Origin of the sequence: Stanieria cyanosphaera PCC 7437 (assembly GCF_000317575.1) — a bacterium.
Classification (GTDB): Bacteria; Cyanobacteriota; Cyanobacteriia; order Cyanobacteriales; family Xenococcaceae; genus Stanieria; species Stanieria cyanosphaera.
Map to the genome: position 1 here is coordinate 1,011,959 of NC_019748.1, position 25,933 is coordinate 1,037,891.

At 35.9% G+C, this 25,933-nt stretch carries 23 protein-coding genes; 8 read left to right on the forward strand and 15 right to left on the reverse strand.

Going from position 1 to position 25,933, the window contains the following annotated elements; genetic code table 11:
- Positions 1-178 precede the first annotated feature (178 nt).
- Complete coding sequence (locus STA7437_RS04405; protein WP_015192165.1) at positions 179-2,350, reverse strand: DUF3769 domain-containing protein; 2,172 nt, start codon at positions 2,348-2,350, stop codon at positions 179-181.
- 320 nt (positions 2,351-2,670) lie between these two features.
- On the opposite strand from STA7437_RS04405, the gene STA7437_RS04410 reads away from it, so the two are divergent.
- Entirely contained in the window at positions 2,671-4,296 is a 1,626-nt protein-coding gene (locus STA7437_RS04410) for a hypothetical protein (RefSeq protein ID WP_015192166.1), read from the forward strand.
- 89 nt (positions 4,297-4,385) lie between these two features.
- On the opposite strand, the gene fba is transcribed toward STA7437_RS04410, so the two are convergent.
- Together fba and STA7437_RS04420 are read right to left on the reverse strand one after the other, a co-directional pair.
- On the reverse strand, positions 4,386-5,465 hold the full coding sequence (gene fba, locus STA7437_RS04415) for a class II fructose-bisphosphate aldolase (RefSeq protein ID WP_015192167.1): 1,080 nt from the start codon (positions 5,463-5,465) through the stop codon (positions 4,386-4,388).
- Between the two features lie 212 nt (positions 5,466-5,677).
- Positions 5,678-6,856, reverse strand: a complete 1,179-nt coding sequence (locus STA7437_RS04420) for a class I SAM-dependent methyltransferase (RefSeq protein WP_015192168.1) — start codon at positions 6,854-6,856, stop codon at positions 5,678-5,680.
- Positions 6,857-7,168: 312 nt separating this feature from the next.
- On the opposite strand from STA7437_RS04420, the gene fmt reads away from it, so the two are divergent.
- Positions 7,169-8,164 (forward strand): methionyl-tRNA formyltransferase, encoded by a 996-nt coding sequence (gene fmt / locus STA7437_RS04425; protein ID WP_015192169.1) that lies wholly within the window; start codon positions 7,169-7,171, stop codon positions 8,162-8,164.
- A 10-nt stretch (positions 8,165-8,174) separates the two neighbouring features.
- Here the strand turns inward: fmt and STA7437_RS04430 are convergent, their stop codons facing one another.
- The 3 genes from STA7437_RS04430 to map all read right to left on the reverse strand — a co-directional run bounded on the left by STA7437_RS04430 (position 8,175) and on the right by map (position 11,126).
- Entirely contained in the window at positions 8,175-8,525 is a 351-nt protein-coding gene (locus STA7437_RS04430; protein WP_015192170.1) for a DUF6464 family protein, read from the reverse strand.
- 223 nt (positions 8,526-8,748) lie between these two features.
- Complete coding sequence (argC, locus tag STA7437_RS04435) at positions 8,749-9,807, reverse strand: N-acetyl-gamma-glutamyl-phosphate reductase (RefSeq protein ID WP_015192171.1); 1,059 nt, start codon at positions 9,805-9,807, stop codon at positions 8,749-8,751.
- A 458-nt stretch (positions 9,808-10,265) separates the two neighbouring features.
- Positions 10,266-11,126, reverse strand: a complete 861-nt coding sequence (gene map / locus STA7437_RS04440; protein ID WP_015192172.1) for a type I methionyl aminopeptidase — start codon at positions 11,124-11,126, stop codon at positions 10,266-10,268.
- Between the two features lie 375 nt (positions 11,127-11,501).
- On the opposite strand from map, the gene acpP reads away from it, so the two are divergent.
- The 3 genes from acpP to tkt all read left to right on the forward strand — a co-directional run bounded on the left by acpP (position 11,502) and on the right by tkt (position 15,242).
- Entirely contained in the window at positions 11,502-11,750 is a 249-nt protein-coding gene (gene acpP, locus STA7437_RS04445; RefSeq protein WP_015192173.1) for an acyl carrier protein, read from the forward strand.
- A gap of 81 nt (positions 11,751-11,831) precedes the next feature.
- Positions 11,832-13,082, forward strand: coding sequence for a beta-ketoacyl-ACP synthase II (fabF, locus tag STA7437_RS04450; RefSeq protein ID WP_015192174.1), 1,251 nt, complete (start codon positions 11,832-11,834; stop codon positions 13,080-13,082).
- Between the two features lie 153 nt (positions 13,083-13,235).
- Positions 13,236-15,242, forward strand: a complete 2,007-nt coding sequence (gene tkt / locus STA7437_RS04455) for a transketolase (protein ID WP_015192175.1) — start codon at positions 13,236-13,238, stop codon at positions 15,240-15,242.
- 120 nt (positions 15,243-15,362) lie between these two features.
- Here the strand turns inward: tkt and STA7437_RS04460 are convergent, their stop codons facing one another.
- The 6 genes from STA7437_RS04460 to STA7437_RS27340 form a co-directional block, all read right to left on the reverse strand.
- Complete coding sequence (locus STA7437_RS04460; RefSeq protein ID WP_015192176.1) at positions 15,363-16,970, reverse strand: glycoside hydrolase family 3 protein; 1,608 nt, start codon at positions 16,968-16,970, stop codon at positions 15,363-15,365.
- 6 nt (positions 16,971-16,976) lie between these two features.
- Entirely contained in the window at positions 16,977-17,378 is a 402-nt protein-coding gene (gene rbfA / locus STA7437_RS04465; protein ID WP_015192177.1) for a 30S ribosome-binding factor RbfA, read from the reverse strand.
- 116 nt (positions 17,379-17,494) lie between these two features.
- Positions 17,495-17,698 (reverse strand): DUF751 family protein, encoded by a 204-nt coding sequence (locus STA7437_RS04470; protein WP_015192178.1) that lies wholly within the window; start codon positions 17,696-17,698, stop codon positions 17,495-17,497.
- A gap of 251 nt (positions 17,699-17,949) precedes the next feature.
- A complete protein-coding gene (locus STA7437_RS04475; RefSeq protein ID WP_015192179.1) occupies positions 17,950-18,795 on the reverse strand; it encodes a hypothetical protein in 846 nt (281 codons plus the stop codon).
- 213 nt (positions 18,796-19,008) lie between these two features.
- Positions 19,009-19,416 (reverse strand): methyltransferase, encoded by a 408-nt coding sequence (locus STA7437_RS27335; protein WP_051036030.1) that lies wholly within the window; start codon positions 19,414-19,416, stop codon positions 19,009-19,011.
- Positions 19,410-19,745: a methyltransferase gene (locus STA7437_RS27340; RefSeq protein WP_051036031.1), complete on the reverse strand. Its 336-nt coding sequence runs from the start codon at positions 19,743-19,745 to the stop codon at positions 19,410-19,412. The genes STA7437_RS27335 and STA7437_RS27340 overlap by 7 nt, the downstream gene beginning before the upstream one ends.
- Before the next feature lie 129 nt (positions 19,746-19,874).
- Between STA7437_RS27340 and STA7437_RS04485 the strand changes: the two genes are divergently transcribed.
- Positions 19,875-20,732, forward strand: coding sequence for a transglutaminase family protein (locus tag STA7437_RS04485; RefSeq protein ID WP_015192180.1), 858 nt, complete (start codon positions 19,875-19,877; stop codon positions 20,730-20,732).
- Positions 20,733-20,787: 55 nt separating this feature from the next.
- Here STA7437_RS04485 and STA7437_RS04490 read toward each other — a convergent pair whose 3' ends face one another.
- Both STA7437_RS04490 and STA7437_RS04495 read right to left on the reverse strand, forming a co-directional pair.
- Entirely contained in the window at positions 20,788-21,111 is a 324-nt protein-coding gene (locus STA7437_RS04490) for a thioredoxin family protein (RefSeq protein WP_015192181.1), read from the reverse strand.
- A gap of 126 nt (positions 21,112-21,237) precedes the next feature.
- Positions 21,238-22,008: a PspA/IM30 family protein gene (locus STA7437_RS04495; RefSeq protein ID WP_015192182.1), complete on the reverse strand. Its 771-nt coding sequence runs from the start codon at positions 22,006-22,008 to the stop codon at positions 21,238-21,240.
- Between the two features lie 681 nt (positions 22,009-22,689).
- On the opposite strand from STA7437_RS04495, the gene STA7437_RS24690 reads away from it, so the two are divergent.
- Positions 22,690-24,057 carry a pentapeptide repeat-containing protein gene (locus STA7437_RS24690; RefSeq protein ID WP_015192183.1) on the forward strand — a complete coding sequence of 456 codons (1,368 nt, stop codon included), beginning with the start codon at positions 22,690-22,692 and terminating at the stop codon, positions 24,055-24,057.
- Between the two features lie 93 nt (positions 24,058-24,150).
- Positions 24,151-24,627 carry a Tic20 family protein gene (locus STA7437_RS04505; RefSeq protein ID WP_015192184.1) on the forward strand — a complete coding sequence of 159 codons (477 nt, stop codon included), beginning with the start codon at positions 24,151-24,153 and terminating at the stop codon, positions 24,625-24,627.
- On the opposite strand, the gene STA7437_RS04510 is transcribed toward STA7437_RS04505, so the two are convergent.
- Positions 24,624-25,835, reverse strand: a complete 1,212-nt coding sequence (locus STA7437_RS04510; protein WP_015192185.1) for an acetate kinase — start codon at positions 25,833-25,835, stop codon at positions 24,624-24,626. The genes STA7437_RS04505 and STA7437_RS04510 overlap by 4 nt on opposite strands.
- Positions 25,836-25,933 lie beyond the last annotated feature (98 nt).

Consider the following 25,933-nt stretch of genomic DNA (forward strand, 5'->3'; position numbering starts at 1 on the left):
CGCATCAAACTGAAGTAGCAGTCTTTACAAGCACAAGGATCAATTTTTAGGAAAAGGGAAAAGGAGACTAGGAGACTAGAAGAAAACCTACTGGTGTACGGGCGAACGGCGGTTCGCAAGGGGCTGTCTCTGGAGGAAACCTCCAGAGTTCATACGCCCCGCCCCTACTGGTAACTGATCACTGACTCACTCCCTGATTTACTGGACGAATATTATTACTTTCAAATGGTCTAGCATCGCCACGCCAGTTAAAACCATTGATACGAAAATTAATTGAACCAATTTCTAAGACAGGATTGTAGCGAAGAGTGATGTTGTGGGTACGGCGACTGTATTCTAAAACATAGTCGGTGCTGATTTCCTCATTATCATCAAGATTCAAGGAAGTTTGGACTCCAACTCGAATTGGCCCATATATTTGCTGAGTAAGTCCTAGAGATAAAGTTTTTTCGTCAACATAACGATCAAATAAAAACGGAGAGCGATCGCTACGAAGTCCTTGAGAATAGGTCAGACTAAATCCTGTATAGTCCAAGTAGGAACGGGAAAAATGTCCAAGTTGTCCCTCAATGCCGATGTTAGCTTGTAAAGACTGTTGATCATCTCCGTTGCTATAAAAACTACTGACTCCAGAAATTCCTGTAAGAAGTTGGAGAAAAGGAACTACAGGAGTAGGAGTGAAACGTAAACCTTGGTTTGGAGTTGGTGCTAAGGGTTTACCTTGCCACAACAGGAAACCTTTACTAAGAGATGCTGCGGTTTGATAACGGGTAAGATTAATGCGGTTATTATCTCGATTGGATTCGAGTAAATCTTCTCGATCTGTATCTGCACTAATATTTTGAATCGATCCTTGGTAAGTAAGATTAATTCCTGTTTTTCCTAAAGGAATATTGGGTGAAGTGATAATTCCACCAAGACTACTGTAAACAGTTTGGAAACCAAGAGAACCATTAAAAAGGCGATCGCGGAAATTGTATTGTAGGCTAAAGGTATGAGGATTAGCTAGATTACCTAATTGTTGATCAAAAGCGATTCTACTTCTTAATCTATCTTCAACATCTTCCAGATCTAAACTGGTAAGACTCAGTCTGGCTTGTAAATTGGTACGGGGAGAAAACCTCTGAGTGAATTGACTTTGTAGTCCCAAAGAGGAAGGATTGAAAACACCCCCATCATCTTCATCACTAAAATCAAAAGCGGTGGGAAAAATAGCTTTTTGTATGAAATATTGAGGCGTAATTTCCCAATTGGTTTTTTCTGTCTCAATTAGCTGAAAACTACGTTCAAGATATAAACCCCCTCTTTCTTCTCCATCAAATCCAAAGCTAACAATTCCTGGTTGACGAGGACGACGATCTATCACAAATCGATTGGTTAATAAAGGAACAGTAAAACTATCATCAATAACGATACGAGAATTTTGAGTAGTCAAAACACTAACTTGAGGCGCAGTTTGGGTAAAATTAGCAGTTTTAGCTCTTAATTCCAACTCTGGAGGCGAAAAAGGATCATTAGTTAAACGAAAATCAGTGGCGGTAAAATTATTGTTTTCAAACTCCATTCTGGCTGCTTCAAATCGCAGTCGATTAATTTGTCCTCCACTGGTTTGATTGTTTCTATCACCAAGAATTTGATAGTCTCTGCTACTTCCTACAGAAATACCAATCGATTCGGTTGCAGTTACGTCAGTTAAAGGTTGAGTGATCGTCAAGCGATCGCTTAAGGTAGTCTGAGGAATAATTCTACTTTCTGGCAATCTAGCGGATAAATCGCGGTTAAGAGTAGCTTGATCTACTTGCCCTTGGGCATTAATAACTACCCCGCGATCCTGAACTAAATAATATTCAAATTTCTCTCCTCGTAGCACTTGTTGTCCTCTTGTCAGCACAACATTTCCTTGAGCTACAGCAATTCGATCTGCTAAATTAACTTGAAGACGATCCGCAGTTAGAACGGCTTGAGCGAAATTCATCACCACGTTACCTTCAGCCGTAACTACCTGTTGTTGATTATTATACTCCTGGCGATCGGCAATGACTTCGATAACATCAACTTGTTCTACAGGAGTGGGAGTATTGGGTTCAGTAGAATTAGAGTTATTTTCAGGAATAGTAAATTCTCTGATTTCTCCGTTGCGTTCCTGAGTTATTAAATAACTAGCAGGGGAAAACCTGCCTTTATTTTTTACCTGCAACTGAGTTATTAAAGTTCGATTAATATCTTGATTGTTAATTTTCCCCTGGTAGGTTTTTGGTGCTTTGTGGAGAATGGGTATAGGTTGAGTTTGGTTTTCAACTATTGGCTGTGCAACCGCCAAATAATTCAGGGAGATTAGCAATGAAATCATCGGTTTCAATAACGCTGGTAGTTAGCAATTTTAATCTTTATTTCCATGAATGCAAGTAAAATTTTAAGTTTTCAACCAATAAGTCTGAATCAAAAGTAGTGTTTTCCCAAACAATACAAATTTAAACAGAGAAAAAGACACACAATTTTTGTATTCGCGAACAGGAGGTAGAGACAATTCATAAATTGTCCTTACTACTCTGAGTTAAAAGTAACAAAATTAACTTGATTTAATTTAACAAGCAGTGTCTAATATATAAATTATTTTTTAAATTCTTAAGATACTTATAAATTGCTTTTATTTTATCGAAAATATTTACAATGACTCCAAGTTTACATAAATTAATTGAAAAGCTCAAAACAATTAAAAGTTATCTTAATAGCCAATTAAAGCATTATCCCGATTATGAACCGTTAATAACAAGAGCAACAGAGATAATTGAGCATTGTAATAATAAAAAAATTAGTATTAAATTAGCTAGTTATTCAATTGATTTTTTAGAAAATTTTAACAAATTTACCCTAAAAAGATATAGTTTGGTTGAATATTTAAATTTTGAAGTTGTTAATTTAAACCAAAATATTGAACAAGTTTTTGCTCGTTGCGATTTACTATGTTTGATTTATGATTCTCAATTACCAATTTCCAGTCTAGAAAAACAATTAATTGAACAAGCAAATTCAAGACAAATTAAACAATCCTTACTTATACTTGATAACAGTTTAATTGAAGATAATTTAATAAATATAATTAATCTCGATTATTTGAAAAATTGGCTTAATAATAATTATAAGCAAGCAATTAATCATTTTTTGGTTAGACTAGATGCCAATTGTAATTTACAATCTTCTGAAGAATTAAATCAATTTTATAATTTTATTGATACATTAGTGCAAAACGAATTTGACAATTATATTGACCATACTTTTCATGGTTTAAAAGTAAATATAGCTGAGTATTTTGAGCAAGAGAAAAAAACTTATTGTCAAAAAATTCATTCTCAAAAAGCCAATTTTTGCCAAGGAGAAAATCCTGAAAAATTTAAGCAAAAACTTAATCAAACCATTCAAAAACTCAACAAGGAACAACAGCAAATATTTAAAATTCTTAAACAAGATGTTAATCAATATAAATTAGAGCTATTGAATCCTTTTATCTATGATAGTTTAATGTATCAAGTTCAACAAGCAATTGAAAAATCTGAAATATTAGAATGTCAAGAAAATAACAAAACTTATTTATATCTAATAATTAAAAACCAACAATATTCTCAAAGGCTTCCTACTTATATAATTAATCTTTGTCAACAAAATTTAAGTTATTGGTTTGAGCAAGAATGGGAAAAAATTCATTATCTTAAACCTGAAAATAATTTACCACAATTTTGGCAAAAAACTCAACAAGAATTAGAATTTATCAACTCTAGTAAGATCCAAACAATTAACTTTAATTTGTCAAGTAAACCTGTTTTTGAAATAAACGATTTTATTACTATATCAATCTTAGAAGAAACTAGTAAAACTCTGCTGGACTATCATTACACTCAAAGTACTTGGTTCCGACTTGCTGTGGCTATGATTGTTGGTTTGATAATTTTTCTAGTTACTAGTAAATTATTTGGTTTTGTAATTGTAATTTTTCAATTGATCAATTTATTTACTGCTCAAAATGCTAAAACAATCCGGATCAAACAACAAACCAAAGAATTAAAAAGAATAGTTGAAGGCAAATATCAATTTCTAGTTCGGCATTTATGCGATCGCGCAGGACAAATTTTGATTACAACTTTAGATGAAACCAGTCAACAATATCAAATTGAATTAGATGCGATCGCGTCAAAAGCTGACGAACAATTGAATGAAGTAAAACAAAAGATTAACAGTTACCAAGATATCATCAATCAACTCAAACAAGACCAAGCTGAAATTGAAAAATTACTACTTTAATTAATCAACAAAAAAAATTGGGTAGCTATGACAACTACCCAGCAACGAATCAATTTTTATGAATGATTTAGTTAGTCGGTGAATTAAAATTACACAGCAACAGTTTTCTTAACACCAGCAGCTAGTTCACCTTTAGCATATTTAGCTGCATAATCATCCAAAGTCATTTGTTTGATCTTGCTAGCATTTCCAGCAGTCCAGAATTGCTGATAACGGTCAGCACAAACTTGCTTCATGTACTTCATCGAAGGTTTCATGAAGTGACGAGGATCGAAGTTGGAAGGATCTTTAGCAGCAGCTTCACGAATTGCAGCAGTGATAGCTAAACGGTTGTCGGTGTCAATATTAACTTTACGAACACCACTCTTAATACCTTTTTGAATTTCTTCAACTGGTACACCATAGGTTTCAGGAATTTTACCGCCGTACTCGTTAATCATATCCAACCACTCTTGAGGTACGGAAGAAGAACCGTGCATAACTAAGTGAGTGTTGGGTAAACGGCTGTGAATTTCTTCAATACGGCTGATTGCTAAAATTTCACCAGTAGGTTTACGAGTAAACTTGTAAGCACCGTGGCTAGTACCAATCGCAACTGCAAGAGCATCTACTTGAGTACGTTCTACAAAATCTACAGCTTCGTCAGGATCGGTTAAAAGTTGGTCTTTGCTGAGAGTACCTTCAAAGCCGTGACCATCTTCTGCTTCCCCTTGACCAGTTTCAAGAGAACCTAAACAACCTAGTTCACCTTCAACGCTAACACCGATAGAGTGAGCTACTTTTACTACTTCAGCAGTAACATTAACGTTGTAATCAAAGCTAGCAGGAGTCTTAGCATCTGCTTCTAAAGAACCATCCATCATTACGCTGGTAAAACCATGACGCATAGCAGAGTAACAAGTAGCAGGACTGTTACCATGATCTTGGTGCATAGCAATAGGAATATGAGGATAGGTTTCTACTGCTGCTAAAATCAAGTGACGGAGGAAGTATTCACCTGCGTAGCTGCGTGCGCCTCGAGAAGCCTGTAAAATTACAGGACTGTCTGTTTCATCGGCAGCCTGCATAATCGACAAAATTTGTTCTAAATTGTTAACGTTAAATGCAGGAATACCATAATTGTTCTCAGCCGCGTGATCTAAGAGCAGCCTCATAGGGACGAGCGCCATAGATGTCCTCCTAATCTATTATCTTTTTTTTAGTTAGTTAGTTTTTAAGAAATTTAACTTTCTTACTTGTCAATCTTAAGATATTTTTCATACTTTGATAAAGTATTTTATCTATATCTCTAAATGTTACGGGATCAGTTATACTTATAACCCCGATAAATTCTCATTAATTCGAGCGTATTTCGATATTGAGCCGAGCAAAATTTTTTCAATTAAGTTAGAGGAGGAATGGTAAATCCTTTTAAAAGATGTTGATCAGTTTTTAGTCCTTTTGCCTGTAATAACACGCCAAAACCACCTAAACCACTAGGATTGATAAGTTGATGCAGTGCATCTCGACGCTGAATAACTTCTAATGCGCTATAGTTACCATTAGCAAGATTTGATAAGCGATCGCCTAATCCCAAAGCCATTAAGAACATTCCTTGTTGAGTAAAACTAATTTTGGTTAATCCCCACTTGTTACCTTCAACTTCTAGGGCCGTAAAATCAACATGAGTAGTAAGGTCTTGATAACCAAGATTAAGATAAGGATTATTGTGTCGGCGATGTTGATAGTAGCATTGTAATGTTCCTTGCGACCTTTGGGGATGGTAGTATTTGTGGGCAGGATAGCCGTAGTCAATGGTTAATAAATAACCTTGTTGTAATTTATGAGCTATGGTTTTTAACCAATCCAAAGCAGCCAAGTTAACTTCAGTACGATAACTTTCGGGATAATCTTTACTAGGAAAATTCAACTTAACTAACTGAAAGTATTCTAATATTTTAGAAGTAGATAGTTCTCCATAAACTTCAGTAATTTGATTCTCTAAATTAGTTAAATAAACCTCTTGTAATTTACCTTGATTAATAATTACTTGATTAACAGGAAAAGCATCAATTAATTCATTAGAAAATACACAACCAACTAAAGAATTATCAGGAAGTTCTAAAAGCGATCGCCATACAATTTGATCTTTAAATTCTTGAAGTAATTCTTGTTGTCGTTTTTTCAATGCTGGAGATTCTTCGATAATAATATATTTTAAAGTCTGAAAGAAATCTTGTTGATTATTTTGTAAATAATTGAAAATATCAAAAGCTAAATTGCCATTGCCTGCTCCTACTTCTACTAAACAAAAATCATTAGGACAATCCATTTTGAGCCACATTTCTACAAATTGAATTGCCAGTAACTCACCAAAATCTTTACCCAAAGAAGAAGCAGTAAAAAAATCTCCACCAGAGCCGATTTCTACAACTCCAGAACTGTAATAACCATACTGAGGATGATATAAAACTACATCCATAAATTCAGCAAAAGTTATTTTTTGTTGAGGTGAAGCAGTAATGCGATCGCGAATTATATTTTGTAGAGCGTAAGAGTTAGATTGAATTTGATTATTCATAACAATTTAAATAAAAGTTAGTTATTTATAGCAGTACAAAGAAAGATTAGGACATTATTGTAAATCGTAGGGGCGATTGGTTAATCGCCCTTACAAAATTTATGTGTCCTAACTTCGGTAAATTATTTGGATTGGAATTGTCCACAGATAAACCCTGATAAACGTAGCTCAATTTATCGGTTGGTTGTGTTTTTTGGGCAAGTCATATTTTTATGCAGTTATAATTCATGAATTATGTCTACTTGTTTTTTGTCTTTGTTTTGAACAAAATCGCTATATAATCAACTTTTCAATCAATCATTAATTTATAAGATGAAGATAGTATTTTTTGGTACTCCTCAATTTGCTGTACCTACTCTTGAAAAATTAATTGAACACCCAAATTTTGAGGTTATTGCGATCGTTACTCAACCTGATAAAAGAAGAGGTAGAGGTAATCAAATGATGCCTTCGGCAGTGAAAAAAGTTGCTCTAGAGCATCATATCCCAGTCTGGCAACCAAAAAGAATCAAAAAAGACCGCGAAACTCTAACTAAACTAACTCAATCTCAGGCTGATGTTTTTGTCGTCGTTGCTTATGGACAAATTTTATCTACTGAAATGCTTCAAATGCCAAAATTAGGCTGTATTAATGTTCATGGTTCGATTTTACCCAAATATCGCGGTGCTGCGCCTATTCAATGGAGTATTTATCATGGTGACCAAGAAACAGGTATTACTACCATGTTAATGGATGAGGGTATGGATACAGGAAATATGCTCCTCAAAGCCTATACTCCAATAGAATTATTGGATAATGCTCATCAAATAGCAGCTACTTTAGCTAGTCAAGGTGCGGATTTATTAATTGAAACTTTACTCAAACTGCCAGCTCTTCAACCAATTCCTCAAGATGATTCTCAAGCTACTTATGCTCGTTTAATTGACAAATCTGATTATGCAATAGATTGGTTTCGTACTGCTATAGAAATTCATAATCAAGTTAGAGGTTTTTTTCCTAATTGTGTAGCTACTTTAGATAATAAACCCCTCAAAATTATGGCAACAGTTCCTGTCGAAGCAGCTTATTTTACTCAACTACCAGCAGAATTTAAAACTTTGAAGCAGAGATTAACAGATTTAGCATCGCTGACAGGACATCCAGGAGAAATTGTTAGTATTATCAAAAATTTTGGGGCAGTAGTACAAACTGGAACAGGATTATTACTACTTAAAGAAGTACAAGTTGCAGGGAAACGTCCACAGTCTGGATGGGATTTTGTCAATGGAATGCGCCTGTCAGTAGGAGATCGAATTGATAATGGTTAATCAAAAATTGCTACGTTTCATAATAGCGACAACCTTGACAAGGGCCTTCAGGATTGACTGCACAACGTAATATTTCTGATTTGGCATTAAAACGACAATTAGCATCACCAACTACCCAACGTCCTTCAATTAAGGTTTTTTCGGTTGGTTTTCGTGATTCTTGGACATGAAGGGAAATTTTTTGCAAAGAATAACCACCAATCTTGTAATGATAATGGTGGTGGCGTTCTAATACAGCGTAAGTTTTACCTTTTAATTCTAAATAGTTTCCTGGTTGTGGTGTCCAGTCAAGATTAATCTTTCCGAGAGATTTACGGGGATGGGTCAAAATGACTTCTGTTAGTAATGAATCTGGCTCCATAACAAAATATCCTGTTTTGCTAACTACATTTGAAAATGTTAACGCGATCTTCTTGATCGCTGTAAGAATCGCTTTTAATAGTTCATTTTATTATTTTTGCTTATCTAATCAAAATTGCGGTCTTGCTTTGAGTGAAGTGCTTCGCAGTTTGCTAACGAAGAGAATGAAGACAAACCTTTTGCTTTACACTTCAAAAACTACTAAGACCGCAATCTAAAATTTTTTAAGGATAAAAACCCAATTGAGGTAAACCGGTCGTTTCTTCCCAACCCATCATCAAATTTAAACACTGGACGGCTTGACCAGCTTGTCCTTTAATTAAATTATCGATCGCAGACATGACAATAACACGTGAGGTACGCGGATCTACTTCTATTCCGATGTAACAAATATTTGTTCCACAAGCCCATTTAGTTTGAGGATAAACTCCACTGGGTAAAATATTTACAAACGGTGATGAGCGATAAAAGGCAGAAAAAATTGTAATCAAGTCTTCTCGAACTAATCCAGGATCTCGTAAAGTCGCGTAAACAGTAGCTAAAATTCCTCTTGGCATGGGAATTAAATGGGGTGTAAATTGTACTCTTACTTCTTGTCTGGCTAATTCACTACAAATTTGTTCAATTTCAGGTGTATGACGATGATTAGCTACTCCGTAAGCTCCTAGAGAACTATCTGCTTCGGCTAACAACAAATTAATTTTGCCTTGACGACCACCACCAGAAGTTCCTGATTTAGCATCGATAATTGCTGTTTCAGGTGCAATTAAACCTTGCTTAAGTAGAGGAGAAAGAGCTAGTAAACTAGCAGTAGGATAGCAACCAGGACAACCAATCAATTGAGATTGTTTGATTTTATCGCGATATAATTCTGGTAAACCATAAACTGCTTTAACTGCGATCGCTTGATCTTGTCGTTCTGTTTTATACCAAGCAGTATAAGTTTCTAGATCACTAAAACGATAATCTGCGGATAAATCTAATACTTGACAACCTTTTTCGATTAAAGTTGGTGTCATTTGACAGGCTAAACCATTGGGTAAACCTAAAAAGACTATTTGACAACGATCTGCAATCACATCTAAATCAATAGCTTCTATATTGAGATCGACTCGATTAGTTAGATGAGGATACAGAGAAGTATATTGTTTTCCTGCACTACTATCTCCTCCTAAATAATTAATCTCAACTCCAGGATGTTCTAGCAATAATTTTACTAATTGAACTCCACCATAACCAGAAGCTCCTACAATTCCTACTGATATTTTGTCTGTATGATTCATAAGTGTTAACTTTTTGTTGATTATCCTACCAGGAAAATTTTTCTGCTTGACTTGGGTTTAAGAATTATTTAACTTACAAAAAACCCATGATTATTTAGTTTTTAAAATGGCAAATTTTTGATTTTTATTTTGATAATCTTGTTACGTAATTAATAAAAAAATATTTATAAACAAAATTAATTTCTAAAAAATTGATTTTAATTTTAACAAGATTAGGAGTTATTTTTTATAAACCTAATTATAAAGATACTAGATATTTTGAGATAAAAATTATCTTTAAATATTTGTTAATTGTTCAGAGCTTTTCATTGAACAACTATCAAACTTGATAAATTTTTACCATTTTATGGAAATAAGCTAAAGTTCATTCGGCATCTTAGCTGGTCAATACTACACTGACTTACTAAATTTTCTTCATTTTAATTAAAGCGATCGCCTTAAAAAAAACTAAAATTTAATTAAAGCTGAGAACGAGCCGTTAAAATTTCATAGCCAGTTTTAGTGACTAACACTGTATGTTCAAACTGTGCTGACAAAGAATTATCTACAGTTACTACCGTCCAGCGATCGCGTAAAGTTTTAGTATATTTAGAACCTGCATTAAGAATTGGTTCAATCGCCAAAGTCATTCCTGCTTTTAATTTGACATTGGGCATTTGATTAGTACGAAAATTAAACACCGAGGGCAACTCATGCAGATTTCTGCCTACACCATGTCCCGTGTATTCTTCCACCACACTGTAATGATGAGCTTTCACATAATCTTCAATTGCACCAGCAATATCTAATAAAGAATTACCTTCTTTAACTTGTTCAATTCCTTTATACAAAGCAGCCTCAGCTACTTGAATCAATTTAGCTGCTGAACGAGAAATTTTACCAACTCCAATTGTCAGACAAGAATCGCCATGAAAACCTTGATAATAAGCCCCAGTATCTACTTTTAAAATATCTCCTGATCGAATAATTTTTTTCGGACTAGGAATACCATGTACTACTTCATGATTTAGACAAGCACAAATTGAGCCAGGAAACCCATAATAACCCTTAAAACTCGGAGTAGCATCCATTTCCCGAATTCTTTTTTCAGCATAAGCATCTAAATCAGCCGTACTCATACCTGGTTGTACAAGCTGAGAAATTTCTTGTAAAACTGTCGCCACAATTTTGGCAGCCGAACGCATTTTTTCAATTTCTTCTGCTGATTTAATTTCAATCCTGCGACGGTTATTTTTAAGTGCAGGAAGTGCAGTAGAGTCGGCAGCAGTTTTTGGTTGAGATTGTTTTAAGGAAAACAATAAATTAGTAATGATATTCATTAATTTTTGTCTAAAAAATAAATACTAATAAAATTTTTACCCCATTGTCGATCAAATACAGAGTTTGTCCTAAAAACTCATACTGTTAAGCTAGTTTAATATTTTTAGAACTTGGTTGGAACTTTTGCTTCAAGTTATACGCCGACTAAGCAAGGAAGTCTTTTTCAACTTCTTCAAATTAGGGCAAAACCATTCAACTTATTTGTCACTCTTTCAGATAAGATGAAAAATACTGACTAACTCAGAATCGACTTCGACGTTTTTGAACGAAGTTCCTTTGCTAACAATTTAAGAGAGTGTTTTATTGGGAAACGGTAACACCCGCCCCGTTTTCTGCCTATAATTCAGGATGGGTTATTTAGCGGGAAAAAATCAATGAATCAGGAAATTTTTGACAGAGTAAAAAAAATTGTTATTGAACAGTTAGAAGTAGAAGAAGAACAAGTAACTCAAGATGCTAGCTTTGCCAACGATCTAGGCGCAGATTCTTTAGATACAGTAGAACTAGTAATGGCACTAGAAGAAGAATTTGATATTGAAATCCCCGATGAAGTCGCAGAACAAATTGATACCGTAGGTAAAGCGGTAGATCATATCAGTTCTGCCACGGAAGCAACTGCATAAACTAAATTTTTTGACCTTAGTCAAATTATATAATCAGCAATAACTGCATTCTGGGTTTAAGTCCCTTTAATTTCTAGGATAATGACAAATTGGCAAATGAAACGGGTTGTGGTAACTGGCTTAGGGGCAATTACCCCCATTGGCAATAATTTACAAGCATATTGGGAAGGTTTACTTGGTGGACGCAATGGTATCGGTCCAATTACCTTGTTTGATGCTTCTCAACATCCTTGTCGCATTGCTGGTGAAGTAAAAGATTTTGACCCTTATACCTACCTAGACAAAAAAGAAGCCAAACGGATGGATCGCTTTGCTCAATTTGCCGTCGTGGCTAGTTTACAAGCGATCGCAGATGCCCAATTTGTCATTAACGATCTCAATGCCGATCAAGTAGGAGTTTTAATTGGGACAGGAATAGGAGGCATCAAAGTTCTAGAAACTCAAAACGAAGCTTTGCTCACCAAAGGACCAAGAAAGGTTAGTCCGTTTACGATTCCGATGATGATCGCCAATATGGCTGCGGGTTTGACCGCAATTCATACAGGGGCTAAAGGACCTAACTCTTGTACGGTAACAGCTTGTGCAGCAGGCTCTCATGCGATTGGTGATGCTTTTCGTTTGGTACAAAGAGGTTATGCTACAGCCATGATCTGTGGCGGTGCAGAGGCAGCAATTACTCCTTTCTCTGTCGCTGGTTTTTCATCGGCTAAAGCCTTATCTACTCGTAATGATGACCCTCTTCATGCTAGTCGTCCTTTTGACCGTGACCGAGATGGCTTTGTGATGGGCGAAGGTGCTGGCATTCTGCTACTTGAAGAATTAGAAAACGCTCTAGCTCGCGGTGCAAAAATTTATGCTGAAATAGTTGGTTATGGCATGACTTGTGATGCTTATCACATGACTTCTCCTGTTCCCGATGGGCAAGGAGCAACTAAAGCCATTGAACTAGCCCTCAAAGACGCCAATTTAACTCCCGAACAGGTCAGTTATATTAACGCTCATGGAACTAGCACTCTAGCTAATGATGTGACAGAAACCAAAGCGATTAAAAAGGCTTTAGGAGAACGTGCTGATCAGATCGCAATTAGTTCTACTAAATCCATGACTGGTCATTTATTAGGCGGTTCAGGAGGAATTGAAGCAGTAGCCACCATTATGGCGATCGCTAATGACCAATTACCACCAACGATCAACCTAGAAAATCCTGATCCAGAATGCGATTTAGATTATGTAGCAAATACTAGTCGCGCTCAAACAGTTGAGGTAGCTCTATCCAACTCTTTTGGATTTGGTGGTCATAATGTTACCTTAGCTTTCCAAAAATATAATTAAACTTTCAATTGAGAAATTTTTCCTGTTTAAGTTTTATTAAACTTGCTCAGCGATCCTGATCAATGGGATGATGGAACATAGCCTTGGGGCAACCCCCAGCCATCAAGTTTCAAATAATTGCAAATATTGTCGTAGTTAACATCAAGATCGATTATGGTAGTTGCCACCCAGTCACTCGAAGAACTTTGCATCAATTCTATTCGCTTTTTAGCTATAGACGCGGTTGAAAAAGCTAAATCCGGTCATCCAGGACTGCCCATGGGGGCTGCTCCAATGGCTTTTGTTCTTTGGGACCGCTTTATGAAGCATAATCCCAAAAACCCTAAGTGGTTTAATCGCGATCGCTTTGTGCTTTCTGCCGGTCATGGTTGTATGTTGCTGTATGCTTTAATGTATCTTACAGGCAGCGATGTGGTTACTCTCGACGAAATTAAAAACTTCCGTCAGTGGGGTTCCAAAGCACCAGGACACCCAGAAAATCATATTACTGAAGGAGTTGAAGTAACTACTGGACCACTAGGACAAGGTATTGCTAATGCTGTTGGTTTAGCGATCGCTGAAGCTCATCTTGCTGCTAAATATAATAAAGAAGATTGCAAATTAGTAGATCATTACACTTACGTCATCCTCGGTGATGGCTGTAACATGGAAGGTATTTCCGGTGAAGCTTGTTCTTTAGCTGGACATTTAGGTTTAGGAAAACTGATTGCTCTCTACGATGACAACCATATTTCCATTGATGGCTCTACTGATGTTTCCTTTACCGAGGATGTCAGCAAGCGATTTGAAGCTTATGGTTGGCACGTACTCCATGTTAAAGACGGTAATAGCGATCTAGACGAAATTGCCAAAGCCATTGAAGACGCTAAAGCAGTTACCGATAAACCTTCGATGATCAAGGTTACCACCACAATTGGTTACGGTTCTCCCAATAAAGCTAATACTGCTGGCGTTCACGGTGCTGCTCTCGGTGGAGATGAAGTAAAAGCCACCCGTGAAAACTTGGGTTGGAATCATGAACCGTTTGTAGTTCCTGATGATGCTCTAGCTCACTTCCGTAAAGCAGTAGAACGCGGTGCTAGTTATGAAGCAGAATGGCAAGAAACTTTAGCTCACTACAAAACTAAATATCCCCAAGAAGCTGCTGAATTTGAGCGGATTATTAGTAGTACTTTACCAGAAGGTTGGGATAAAGTTCTACCTAGCTACACTCCCGAAGATAAAGCTCTAGCAACTCGGAAACATTCAGAAATTACTCTCAACGCTCTTGCTCCTGTGTTACCAGAACTAATTGGTGGTTCGGCGGACTTGACACACTCTAACTTAACTTACTTAGAAGTCTCTGGTAGTTTCCAAAAAGGTGCTTACCAAAACCGCAACCTCCGCTTTGGGGTAAGAGAACACGCTATGGGGGCAATTTGTAATGGAATTGCATTACATAGTCATGGTTTAATTCCTTACGGTGCTACCTTCTTGGTATTTACCGATTATATGCGGAATTCAATTCGTCTCTCTGCTTTATCGGAAGCCAGAGTGATTTGGGTAATGACTCATGATTCGATTGGTTTGGGTGAAGATGGCCCTACTCACCAACCCGTTGAACACGTTGCTTCTTTACGTGCTATTCCTAACCTCACTGTTTATCGTCCTGCTGATGGTAATGAAACTTCCGCAGCTTACAAGGTAGCAGTTGAAAATACTCACGGCCCAACTTTACTCGCTCTTTCTCGTCAGGGACTACCCAACCTAGCTGGCTCTTCAATTGAAGCTGCTGCTAAAGGTGGTTATATTCTTAGTGATAGCGATGGTACTCCAGATATTATTTTGATTGGTACTGGTAGCGAAGTTGCACTCTGTGTTCAAGCAGCCGAAAAATTAACTAGCGAAGGTAAAAAAGTTCGGGTAGTTTCTCTACCTAGCTGGGAACGCTTTGAGGCTCAAGGTGCAGAATATAAAGAATCTGTACTACCAAAAGCAGTTAAAAAACGTTTAGCTGTTGAAGCTGGTTGTACAATGGGCTGGTGTCGCTATGTTGGTGATGAAGGTGGAGTCATTGGTGTTGATACCTTTGGCGCTTCTGCTCCAGCTAATATTGTTTTTGAAAAATATGGCTTTACCGTTGATAACGTTGTTGCTAAGGCTAAAGAAATTTTAGGTTAAATCAATCTACTTTTTTAGCAACTAAATCCAGTTTAAGTTTAGCTCTCTCTTGGTCGAGAGGGCTGTTTTATTTACACCTTCGGTCTTGTCTCTACTAAATAATTAATTTTGCACGACTACTTAAAAACCAAAATTAGATTGATTGTTTAAATTAGAGGTTTCAGAATTAGATAAACCAAATAAAATCTTTAAAGCCATTCCTTGTGCCAAATCCATTTGTCCATAGCTAAATACCCAGGGTAAGTCGTTAGTTAATTGAGCTACAAACCAATCTTTTACATAAGGACTACCATAAATAACTAATCCTTCAAGTTGTCCTGAGTGCAATAGTTGTTGATAAAATTCTTGAGCGACTTTAGTTAAACCTGCTGTACCACGAAAAGGATTACCGCGAATAAATACTTGTAGTAGAGTGCTTCTGGAATCAGATTGAGCAGAAAATAAACTATTTTGATCAATGATTTGTCTTTGATAGCCAAATTTCTGGGGAATAGCGATCGCTGGAGTTTGAAGATCGAGGAAAGAACAATTAAGAACATCATCAACTACAATAAGATTACGTAAATTTTGCTCTGATTGAGGTTTTAAGGGCAAATTACTTCCCATTTGTAGAGAATCTCGCAGAATTGAATTAACAGTTACAGTTGCTTCTGGTTGTGCAAGTTGATTGAGATTGGGGGAATTAGGTAAAAGTTTTTGTTTTGCTTGCCAAATCCTTTTTAACGCTTGATGAATCAAAGATTTGCTTAATTTACCCGATCGCACTGCCTGATAAACTGCTTCAATTGCTTCTTCAGGATCACTAGGCATTAATAAAATATCTACACCTGCTGCTACTGCCATCACAGCTATTTCTGCTAGGGAGGCATATTTGGTTATTCCTCCCATAATTAACGCATCGGTAACAATTAACCCCTCAAATTCTAGTTTCTGTCTCAGTTTACCTCTCAGAATTTTTTCAGAAAGAGTGGCAGGATAATCACTGTCCCAAGCAGGAATTATTAGATGAGCCGTCATGATACTATCTATTTGAGACGTAATGGCATTTTGAAAGGGTAGTAATTCAACTTGATTTAAACGCGAGTCAGAGTGAGGAATCGTAGGTAAATCAAGATGAGAGTCAGTAGCAGTATCACCGTGTCCAGGAAAGTGTTTAGCAGTAGTTAAAATCGGATAGGTTTTTGCTCCTTCAATAAAAGCGGAAGTTAAACTACTAACAACTTCAGGATGTTCACCAAAAGCACGAATATTAATTACAGGATTATCAGAATTATTATTAACATCTACGACTGGTGCAAGCAACCAATTAATACCCACTGCCAAAGCTTCTTGGGCGGTAATCTTACCCATTGCGGTGGCGTAGTTTTGAGCCAGAGATAAATCGTTAGAAGCAATTTCTCCCAATGACATTGGGGGAGGAAACCAAGTCGCACCAGCGAACCTTTGTCCTACTCCTTCCTCAATATCTGCTGCGATCAATAAAGGAATTTTTGCCCAAGCTTGTAATTGCTGCGTCTTCAAAGATAATTCGGCTGCACTACCACCTAATAAAATTACCCCACCCAGAGATAACTCCTCCAACCATTGTTTTAACTTAGGAGTAGAAACTTCCCAGACAGGATAACGAATTTGGTGATCGAACAAATAGCCAGAGGCGCGTACTACAACCATTTGTCCGATTTGTTGTTTGAGAGAAAGTTCTTGCCAATTGGGGAGCAATTGAGACACAGTAATTTAATTAATGTCCTCTTCCAGATCGTCTGTGATTGAATTGTCGTCAGAGCGATCGCTACTAATTTGATTGATTAGGTTTAAAATGCGATCGCCTCTTTCTAAAGAATTATCTTCAAGAAAGATAACTTCAGGAGTTCGACGTAGCCGAATTCGATGACCTAATTCTTTTCTCACAAAAGCAGTAGAAGATTTTAATCCTTCCATTGTTTCTGCTTTTGCTTCTTCAGTCCCATAGATACTAACAAAAATTTTTGCGTGTTGTAGATCGCCAGAAACATCAACATCAGTAATGCTAACCATTCCAGCACCAACGCGGTCGTCTTTAATACCATTAAGTAGCATTTGGCTAACTTCTCGTTTGATTAAAGAAGAAATGCGAGAAACGCGACGGTTATTAGCCATAATTTTCGCCCCCTAAGTTTTCTAACTATGGAATTTAACTCAGTTTCTCGGTTTTACTAGCAAAAAGCAGAAACTATGCCTGAGAACAACCAAGTAAATAGCCATACTTTTCTAGTTTAAACTGGATTTAAGCCAAGCATTGCTCGTAGAGTAAAATAAAAGAAGGCAAAAGTACCTACTGCCAAACCCATCAGGGCAGTAGCGGTGAGAGGATTGTTGAGTAAAGGTCTAAATCGAGCAAAAAAAGCCAGAAAAATTCCCAAAATTAAACCTAGTATAAAGCGAGGATAGCGAGCAATATTTTCAAAAAAATCTTTCATTGTTGTAATTAAAATTTAGGTTAGTTTAAAGTTTTATTGTATGATAAATCTCCACTAAAAAAACTGAACTAAATAATCACTTTATAGCTTTGTTTTTATTCGGAGACAAACCATCAAATTAACATAAAATTTATCAATTAAAAAACGAGAGCCAAAACCCTAAATTCATCTTTGTTTATTTGTGGGCATTCGTAGATAAATATAATTCAATATTCTTGTTAGAAAAAAGCTAAAAATCTCTAATTAAAAATTTATCTAATTGTTTCTGCTTTTCCTAAAGGAGAAAAACGAATTTCTATTCTTCTTCTTTTTGAATCTGCTTGACGATTAGTAGTTGCAAAATCTCCTGAAGGTAAAAGTAACTGAGCAGCAGAATAAGCCCGAAATTGCACTCCTTGTAAACGTCCTTGCTTTTGTAATTCTTGTAATTCTTTAACTACTTCTAAAGCTCGCATCAAACCTAAATCTACATTAGAACCTGGATTTAAACTATTAATTGGTTTTTCTCCATTAGCTACCGCTTCTAATTGTTGGTCTAAATTACTAGGACTATTAACATTAATTTGTCCATCAGTATGCCCAATTATTTCTACTACATAAAGATTTCTTTGTTGACTGATTGACTCAATTCTATTGGCTAAATCTTGAACAATATAATTTTTCAAAGCTTGAGGTAATTCTGCACTACCAGAAGCAAATTGATATTCTCCAGAATCTTGAATCACTACTACAGGAGGAGCAGACTTTAAACGCTGCACTTCTAAGGCTAATAAATCTGCTCGGCTATCACTTTGTTGTAAACGTTGTGCTAAATTTGATGAACCTCTATTTAATTGTCTAATTTCATCAAGGCTTTCGCCTAATTCATTTTCTAAGGATGCTATTTGTCGTTTTAAAACTCTAACTTGTGTTTCACTTTCACTGAGATTTAATTCCGTTTCTTCTGCTGTATATTTTAAAAACAATGATTTAAATAAAGCGAGCAATAAAAACAGACTAATAATCATAAAAGCATTAGCCATTAAATCGGTAAAAGATGGCCAAATATTAAGATCATCAGTTGCTTCATGATTGGGACGAATTTTTTTTCTAGCCATAGTAAGTTTTTGTTAGAAAATATTTGAAAAACCAAAAGTATTAGAGACGTAATAGATTAAGTTTGTCAAAAAAATTAAAAACCAGAGAGGCAAAAGTGCGACAGAAGAATTTATAAACAATAATACTAGGTATCTCCTTCTCTCCTTTTTTTCTAAAGCAAATTACTGGTTACTGATAACTGTTAACTGTAAGCAAGTTTTCTTAGCCGTAATCTAAATTGGTACTGCTTCAATTACACTAATATCGGCTGCGGTAGAAATGATTTGTTTGATCTCAAATCCTGCTGCTGTCAATAATTGACTAAATTCCGCTTGAGTACGTTCTTTTCCCCCAGAAGTCAGAACCAACATATTTAAATCCATGAATTTTCCAGCCATAGGTTCGTTTCCTGATGGAATTACTCGGTCAACTATTAATAGTTTACTTTGATAATTCATAGCTTGATGGCAATTTTGCAGAATAATTAACGCTTGTTGGTCATCCCAATCATGAATGATATGCTTGAGTAGATAAGCATCTCCATTGCTTGGAACTGATTTAAAAAAATTTCCTCCTTGAACTAACAAGCGATCGCATATGCGCCAGCGAAGCTGCTCGCATACTTTTTCTTGAACTAACAATTTGTCTGCTTGTTAACCACATAAGGTTCATCAAATAAAATTCCTTGGAGATGGGGATATTTTTGCAGGATACCCGCTAATAAACTACCTTTGCCACCACCAACATCGACAACTGTTTTAAACTCAGCAAAGTTATAAGCTGCCAAAACAGCTTGGCGATCATAAAAGGAAAAATCTGTCATCGACTGTTCAAAAATAGTCGCAGCTTGGGAATTTTGTTGCAGATAAGCAAAAATATTTGCACCATAAACTTCTTCAAATGCTGAGTTTCCTGTTTGAACACTTTGACACTCCCCGCCGTACAGCGGACGGGGATTCTTAAGAAACAAAAATCTTTAGTCGATACTATTCACAAAGATCGAGGTTTTGACCGTATCTCATGATTAATGAGAACCACTATACAATTGTCAGAAAGTAGTTAAAGTTTTTGTGCTACTACTTTGCTCAACTTTGGCAAAATGTTATATCAAATCAGTCATCAAACAACTTATACTTACAGTCAAACAGTTTCTTTAAATCCTCACTTTGTCAGACTTTGTCCCCGTTGCGATCATTGGCAAAAACTTCATAATTTTTCTTTATTAATTAGTCCCCAACCTCAAGGCATATCTGAATTGATCGATTTGGATGGCAATAATGTGAGTAAGGTCTGGTTTAATACACCTACTAATCAATTAAACTTGCAAATACTAGCTCAGGTAGAAACTTGGCAAACCAATCCTTTTAACTATTTACTTCAACCTTGGACAACAACTTTACCCCTTGATTATCCCAGTTCTCTTTATACTCAACTTAAATCTTATTTAAAACCTTATAGTTTCTTGCTAGATACGGTGATTGTGGAATTAGCAGAAGAAATTATTCAAGAAGTTAACGCCAATACTGTAGCTTTTTTATCGAAATTAAATCAGTGTATTTATGAAAACTGCCAATATATTACAAGGGAAACAGGTGAACCTTGGCAAGCAGGCATAACTTGGCGCAGAAAACAAGGTTCTTGCCGAGATTTTGCTATTTTATTTATGGAAGTATGTCGCGCAGTAGGTTTGGCAGCAAGATTTGTTAGTGGTTATCAAGAAGGAGATCCCGAGCAACAAGAAAGAGATTTACACGCTTGGGCAGAAGTATACTTACCTGGTGCAGGTTGGCGTGGTTACGATCCGACTCATGGTTTAGCAGTTAGCGATCGCAATATAGCTTTAGCTGCTTCTGCTATACCGAGTTATACTGCACCTGTTTCTGGAACTGTTAATTCTCAAAATGGAACAAAAGCTGATTCTCGATTAGCAGCACAGATTATGATTAAATCAATTTAGCCACAACCTAATGCAGTGAAATGCGTCTCGCTAGAAGCGAGATGCAATCATTTAATTAAAGATGATCGTCTAACATTTTTTGTAATTGCTGTTTACCAATAGCTCCTTCATGGGAAGCTACTATCTCATTGTTATTAAACAATCTTAAAGCAGGAACACCTTCAACATTACATTTGGCTACAGATGTAGGACTAGGATCTATTTCTAATTTAACCACTTTCAAGCGATCGCTATAGTTATCAGCTATCCAATTAATTGAAGGAGATACCAAACGACACGGACCACACCAAGAAGCCCAAAAATAGACTAAAACTGGTTTATCAGCTTCAAATACTTCCTGCTCAAATTGTTCATCGGCAATTTCGATTACACTACTCATTTCTCTTGCTCCTCAATAATTAACACAAAATTAAATTTACCGAATAATGTCAAAATATGGAAAGAGCAGGCAACTCGTACCTGCTTAATTCCAGACAATCAGTTCTCAGTTTTACTATTGAACAATTTAACTTTGATTAAGTTCGTTGCGTAATGCTTCTAACTCAGCATCAATCACAGAATCTTTAGGAGTAGAAGAAGGGTTATCCGCAGCAGGAAGGGCAGTTTGAGAAGGAGAAGCACCAGTTAATTGAGCTTTCATGGCAGCCAATTCATCTTCAACACCGCTACCAGCTTCGAGGGCAGCAAACTGTTGTTCTAAACCCATACCGCCCAATTCAGCAGCAGACTGAGATTCAGCTTCTAATTGCATGACTTTATCTTCCATCCGCTCAAAAGCACCCATCGCACTACTGGTATCAATTCCGCCAATAGTTTCTTGGAGTTGTTTTTGGGCTTTGGCTGCATTAGCTCTTGCCTTAAGCATATCTTTCTTAGTTTTAGCTTCAGAAATTTTGCTTTCTAAAGCAATTAAATTACGCTTAAGGCTATCAACGTTAGTCATTTGTTGATCTAACTGATTTTTCAGAGTTACTGCTGCATCATTAAAAGACTTTTTGCGTACCAAAGCCTCACGCGCTAGATTTTCATCTCCTTTAGACAAAGCTAACTGCGCTCTTTGTTGCCATTGATTTGCTTCAGTTTGATTTTTGTTGTATTGTTGCTCAGTACGTTTTTGAGTTGCGATCGCTCTAGCTACTGCTTGGCGAAGCTGTACTAAGTCTTCCTGCATATCGATCACAGCTTGTTCTAAAACTTTTTCTGGATCTTCTGCTTTGCTAACTAAATCGTTGAGATTGGCGCGAACAACTCGACTAAGACGGTCAAATAATCCCATGACTATGTTTATCCTTTAGTGATTTACAAGATTTTTGGTATCAAAAACAAGCTCAAGGATATTAGCTTGCTTTTATTACGGAAATACGGCGAAACGCCGTCCTTCGGGAAGCAAGCACCCGAACTGAGTTTGAGTGTCTTACTCTAAAAATTTCACAGTGAAGCCGTTACTGACTACCCCTTATTGTTCTAGTGTAAACTACCCACCACCAATTGATTCGCTCTACGCACTCGCAATATTGATATATTCCATAGCCTACTTAAACTTGAGCAGATAAGTCCATAAATATTATCTGAAAAGCATACTATAAGCTTGAGGAAACCCAAGTAGGCAAGTAGGGATGTTTCATTTTCGTACTCAAGATAAATGGGGAGATCACGAGATCAATACTCGTTTATGTCAACATTATTGATTGGGTTTAGAAAACACAAAAAAACTATTTGTTATTACTAACAATCAAAAGACTGCTGATTTAATTCATAAAATATATTTTTTTTTAATAAACTAGTCAAATGCAAATTTTAAGTATTATCAATTAAATTAAATAATAGTTAATCAAAAATTACAACCTATTTCTCACTAATTATTTGAGAATATTATATATTGATTGTGTCAATCAGTTTAATTGTTATTTAAGTTTTTTAAACCTAAATTATTGGTCATAATTCGACCAATCTGGACATGACAAATCAAAAATACTATGCTTTACTCAAGCGAAATGTAAGTCTTTGGAATAGCTGGAGAGATAAATATCCAATTAACCAGCCAGATCTTAGGGGACTTAATTTTAATAACGCCAATTTAGTTAATGCTAATTTAAGTAATGTTAATCTCAGTGGCACAAATTTCATTGATGCTAATTTAAGTAATGCTAATCTTGATGGTGCAGATCTGACTAATGCTAATCTAACTAGAGCAAGTTTGACAGGAGCTAGTCTTAATGGGGCAAATTTGACAGGAGCGGTGCTAATTGCTGCTAATCCCCGAGGAGCAAGATTAGTTGGTTCTAATCTTAACTTAGCTAATTTTAGTGGTGCAGATCTGCGCGTTGCTAATTTTAACGGTGCAGATTTGACAGCAGCTAATCTGAGTCAAGCTAATCTTAGTGGTGCAGATTTTTTTGGAGCTACTTTAATTCGGGCAGATCTAAGTTTAGCCAATTTAGAGGGTGCTATTCTTCGAGATGCAAATCTAAGTAAAGCTTATCTTTTTAAAACTCAACTGAAAAACTCAAATTTAAAAGGCGCAGATTTGAGTGAAGCTAATCTCAACAAAGCTAATTTTCAGAGAGCTAATTTAACTGAAGCAGATTTTGTCGAAGCAAATTTAGTCCAAACCAATTTCAAGGGAGCTAATCTAAGTAGAGCTAATTTGACTGAAGCAGATTTGTTAGAAAGCAATTTTTTTCAAGCTAACTTAATCGAAGCAGATTTAAGCCGAGCAGATTTAAGTAAGGCGAATTTTAGTCATAGTAATTTAGCGAAAACAACTTTAATTGAAACAAAAGCTTGGATGACTAATTTTCAAGGTTGCATTTTAACAGGAGCTTGTCTAGAAAATTGGCAAATTAATCTTTATACTATCTTTGATGGTGTAATTTGTGATTATGTTTATTTACAATATGGTCAGCAAAAACGTCGACCACAAAATCCTCAGCAAAACTTTGCTTTGGGAGAATTTAAAGATTTAATTGAGCATTTTTTAGGAACAATTGACTTAGTATTTGAGTCGGGAATTGATTGGCAAGTATTTCTTAAAGCTTTCCAAAAATTACAATTAGAGGCAAAAAAAAATAAAATTTATGTAAAATCAATTGAGGCGGTCTCTAATAATAAATTTGTGATTAAACTCAATGTTCCTCTTGCTTTAAATACTCAAACTGTCAAAAAATCTTTTTGGCACAAATATAGATTGATTTTGCTGGCTAAACAAAAAAAAATCAAAATGAAACAAGAAGAATTTAAAACTCAAAATCAAAAAAATACCGAATTATTAGAAATGATGAAAATTTTATCTCAACAAGAAAATATCTTTTTGTCGTTTTCTTGAGTACAATTAAAACTTAAGAGTAATTATAAAAGTGAGAAAGAAAGCTAGAATAATTAAGTAAAAACCAAATTTAAAATAAAAATTAGCATTATTATGTCTAATCTTGAAGTAGATGGAAAAGAAAGAGCGATCGCAGCATTAGTTTATTTATTGCCTCTGATTTATGTCCTACCATTTGGTTTAATCTTACTGAGGCAGTTTCCTTTTCTCAGTATTATCTATGCTCCTCTGAGTCCCTTAATTAGCATTTATTATGGTCTGCCTTTTGCTGGATTAATTGTTTTCTTTGCCTTATATTTTGCCATTGTCAGAAACGAAAAAGCGAGTTATTTTGTTCGCTTTAACACTATGCAAGCAATCTTAATGGATATTTTGTTAATTCTTTGTAGCGTCTTGATGAGTATTTTAGAAATGGGATTAGGACGCAGTAGTTTGTTAATTGAAACCTTAAATAATACAGTTTTTATTGGTACTTTGGTTGCTTGTTTTTATAGCATTGCCCAATCAGTCAGAGGACAATACGCCGAAATTCCTACTATTTCTGAAGCTGCTTCTTCCCAAATTCGTTAATGAATCAAACGCCAACATTTGCAAGCGATCGCCCAATCTTCATTAGTATGAATTACTAAGACTTGAATCTTTGAGTCTGATGCAGCAATATTTTCATCCTGCGGAGAGGAGTTATTTTTAGCTAGATCTAGTTTTAAACCTAAAAACTCAAACTGAGAAGCAACTCTTTCTCTGACAATTGCTGCATTCTCCCCAATCCCTGCTGTAAACACCAACACATCTAAACCTCCAAGAGAAGCTATCATTGCGCCCAGATTGGTTATTAATCGATGAATAAATAAATCTAAGGCTAATTGGGCGCGCTGGTTTCCCTCAGCAATAGCATCCCGAATGATTCTAAGATCGCTTGATAATCCCGAAATTCCCTTAATTCCAGACTCTTTATTCAACATTTGGTCTAAATCATCAGCAGAAAAATTATGTTCGCGCAGCAAATAAATTAAAATAGCTGGATCGATTGAACCGCTACGAGTCCCCATCATTAATCCTTCTAAAGGAGTAAAACCCATTGTAGTATTAATACTTACGCCATTTTTAATTGCAGCTAGAGAACAACCATTACCTAAATGACAGGTGATTAATTTGAGAGATGCTAAAGGTTGATTAATGATTTGGGCTGCTTGATGAGCGCAATACTGATGAGAAATACCATGAAAACCATAGCGACGAATTCCTTGTTCGTACCAATGATAAGGAATAGGGTAAATTACTGCTTCTAGAGGCATTTGACTGTGAAAAGCGGTATCAAAAACTGCTATTTGGGTTACATCTCCCAATAAGTTTTCTACAGCCTCTATTCCTTGCAAATGGGCAGGATTATGATTAGGTGCAAGGGGAATTAAACGAGAAATTGTCTCTTTTACGTTTGGAGTAATTTTAGTTGCTTGAGAATATTCTGTACCACCATGAACTACTCGATGTCCAACTACGTCAAGATCGGATAATTGTTCTAAGACTTTGGTATCTCCTGAAACAAGCGTTTCTAACATTTGTGCTGTAGCAGCTTGAGTGTCTTGAGATGAAAGTCGAATTTCCTTGGTGATCTTTTGAGTTTTTACTGTTAATTTGGCATTGTCACGAGAAACAGTTAAATCAAGATTAGCCTCCCAAAGCGGGTGGAGTGGAGTTGCTGGTAGTAGATCTGATGGCAGTTGATATAAACAGCTTTTTTGGCTACTTGAACCAGCATTTAAGACTAATATTTTCATGGATAAAAATCCTGGAAGTTTGTAACTTTGTGTAAGAGCAATTGGTGAATTGCCCTTACAACTTTTGCCTTCACTTAACTAAAGTCTCTATTCTTGTT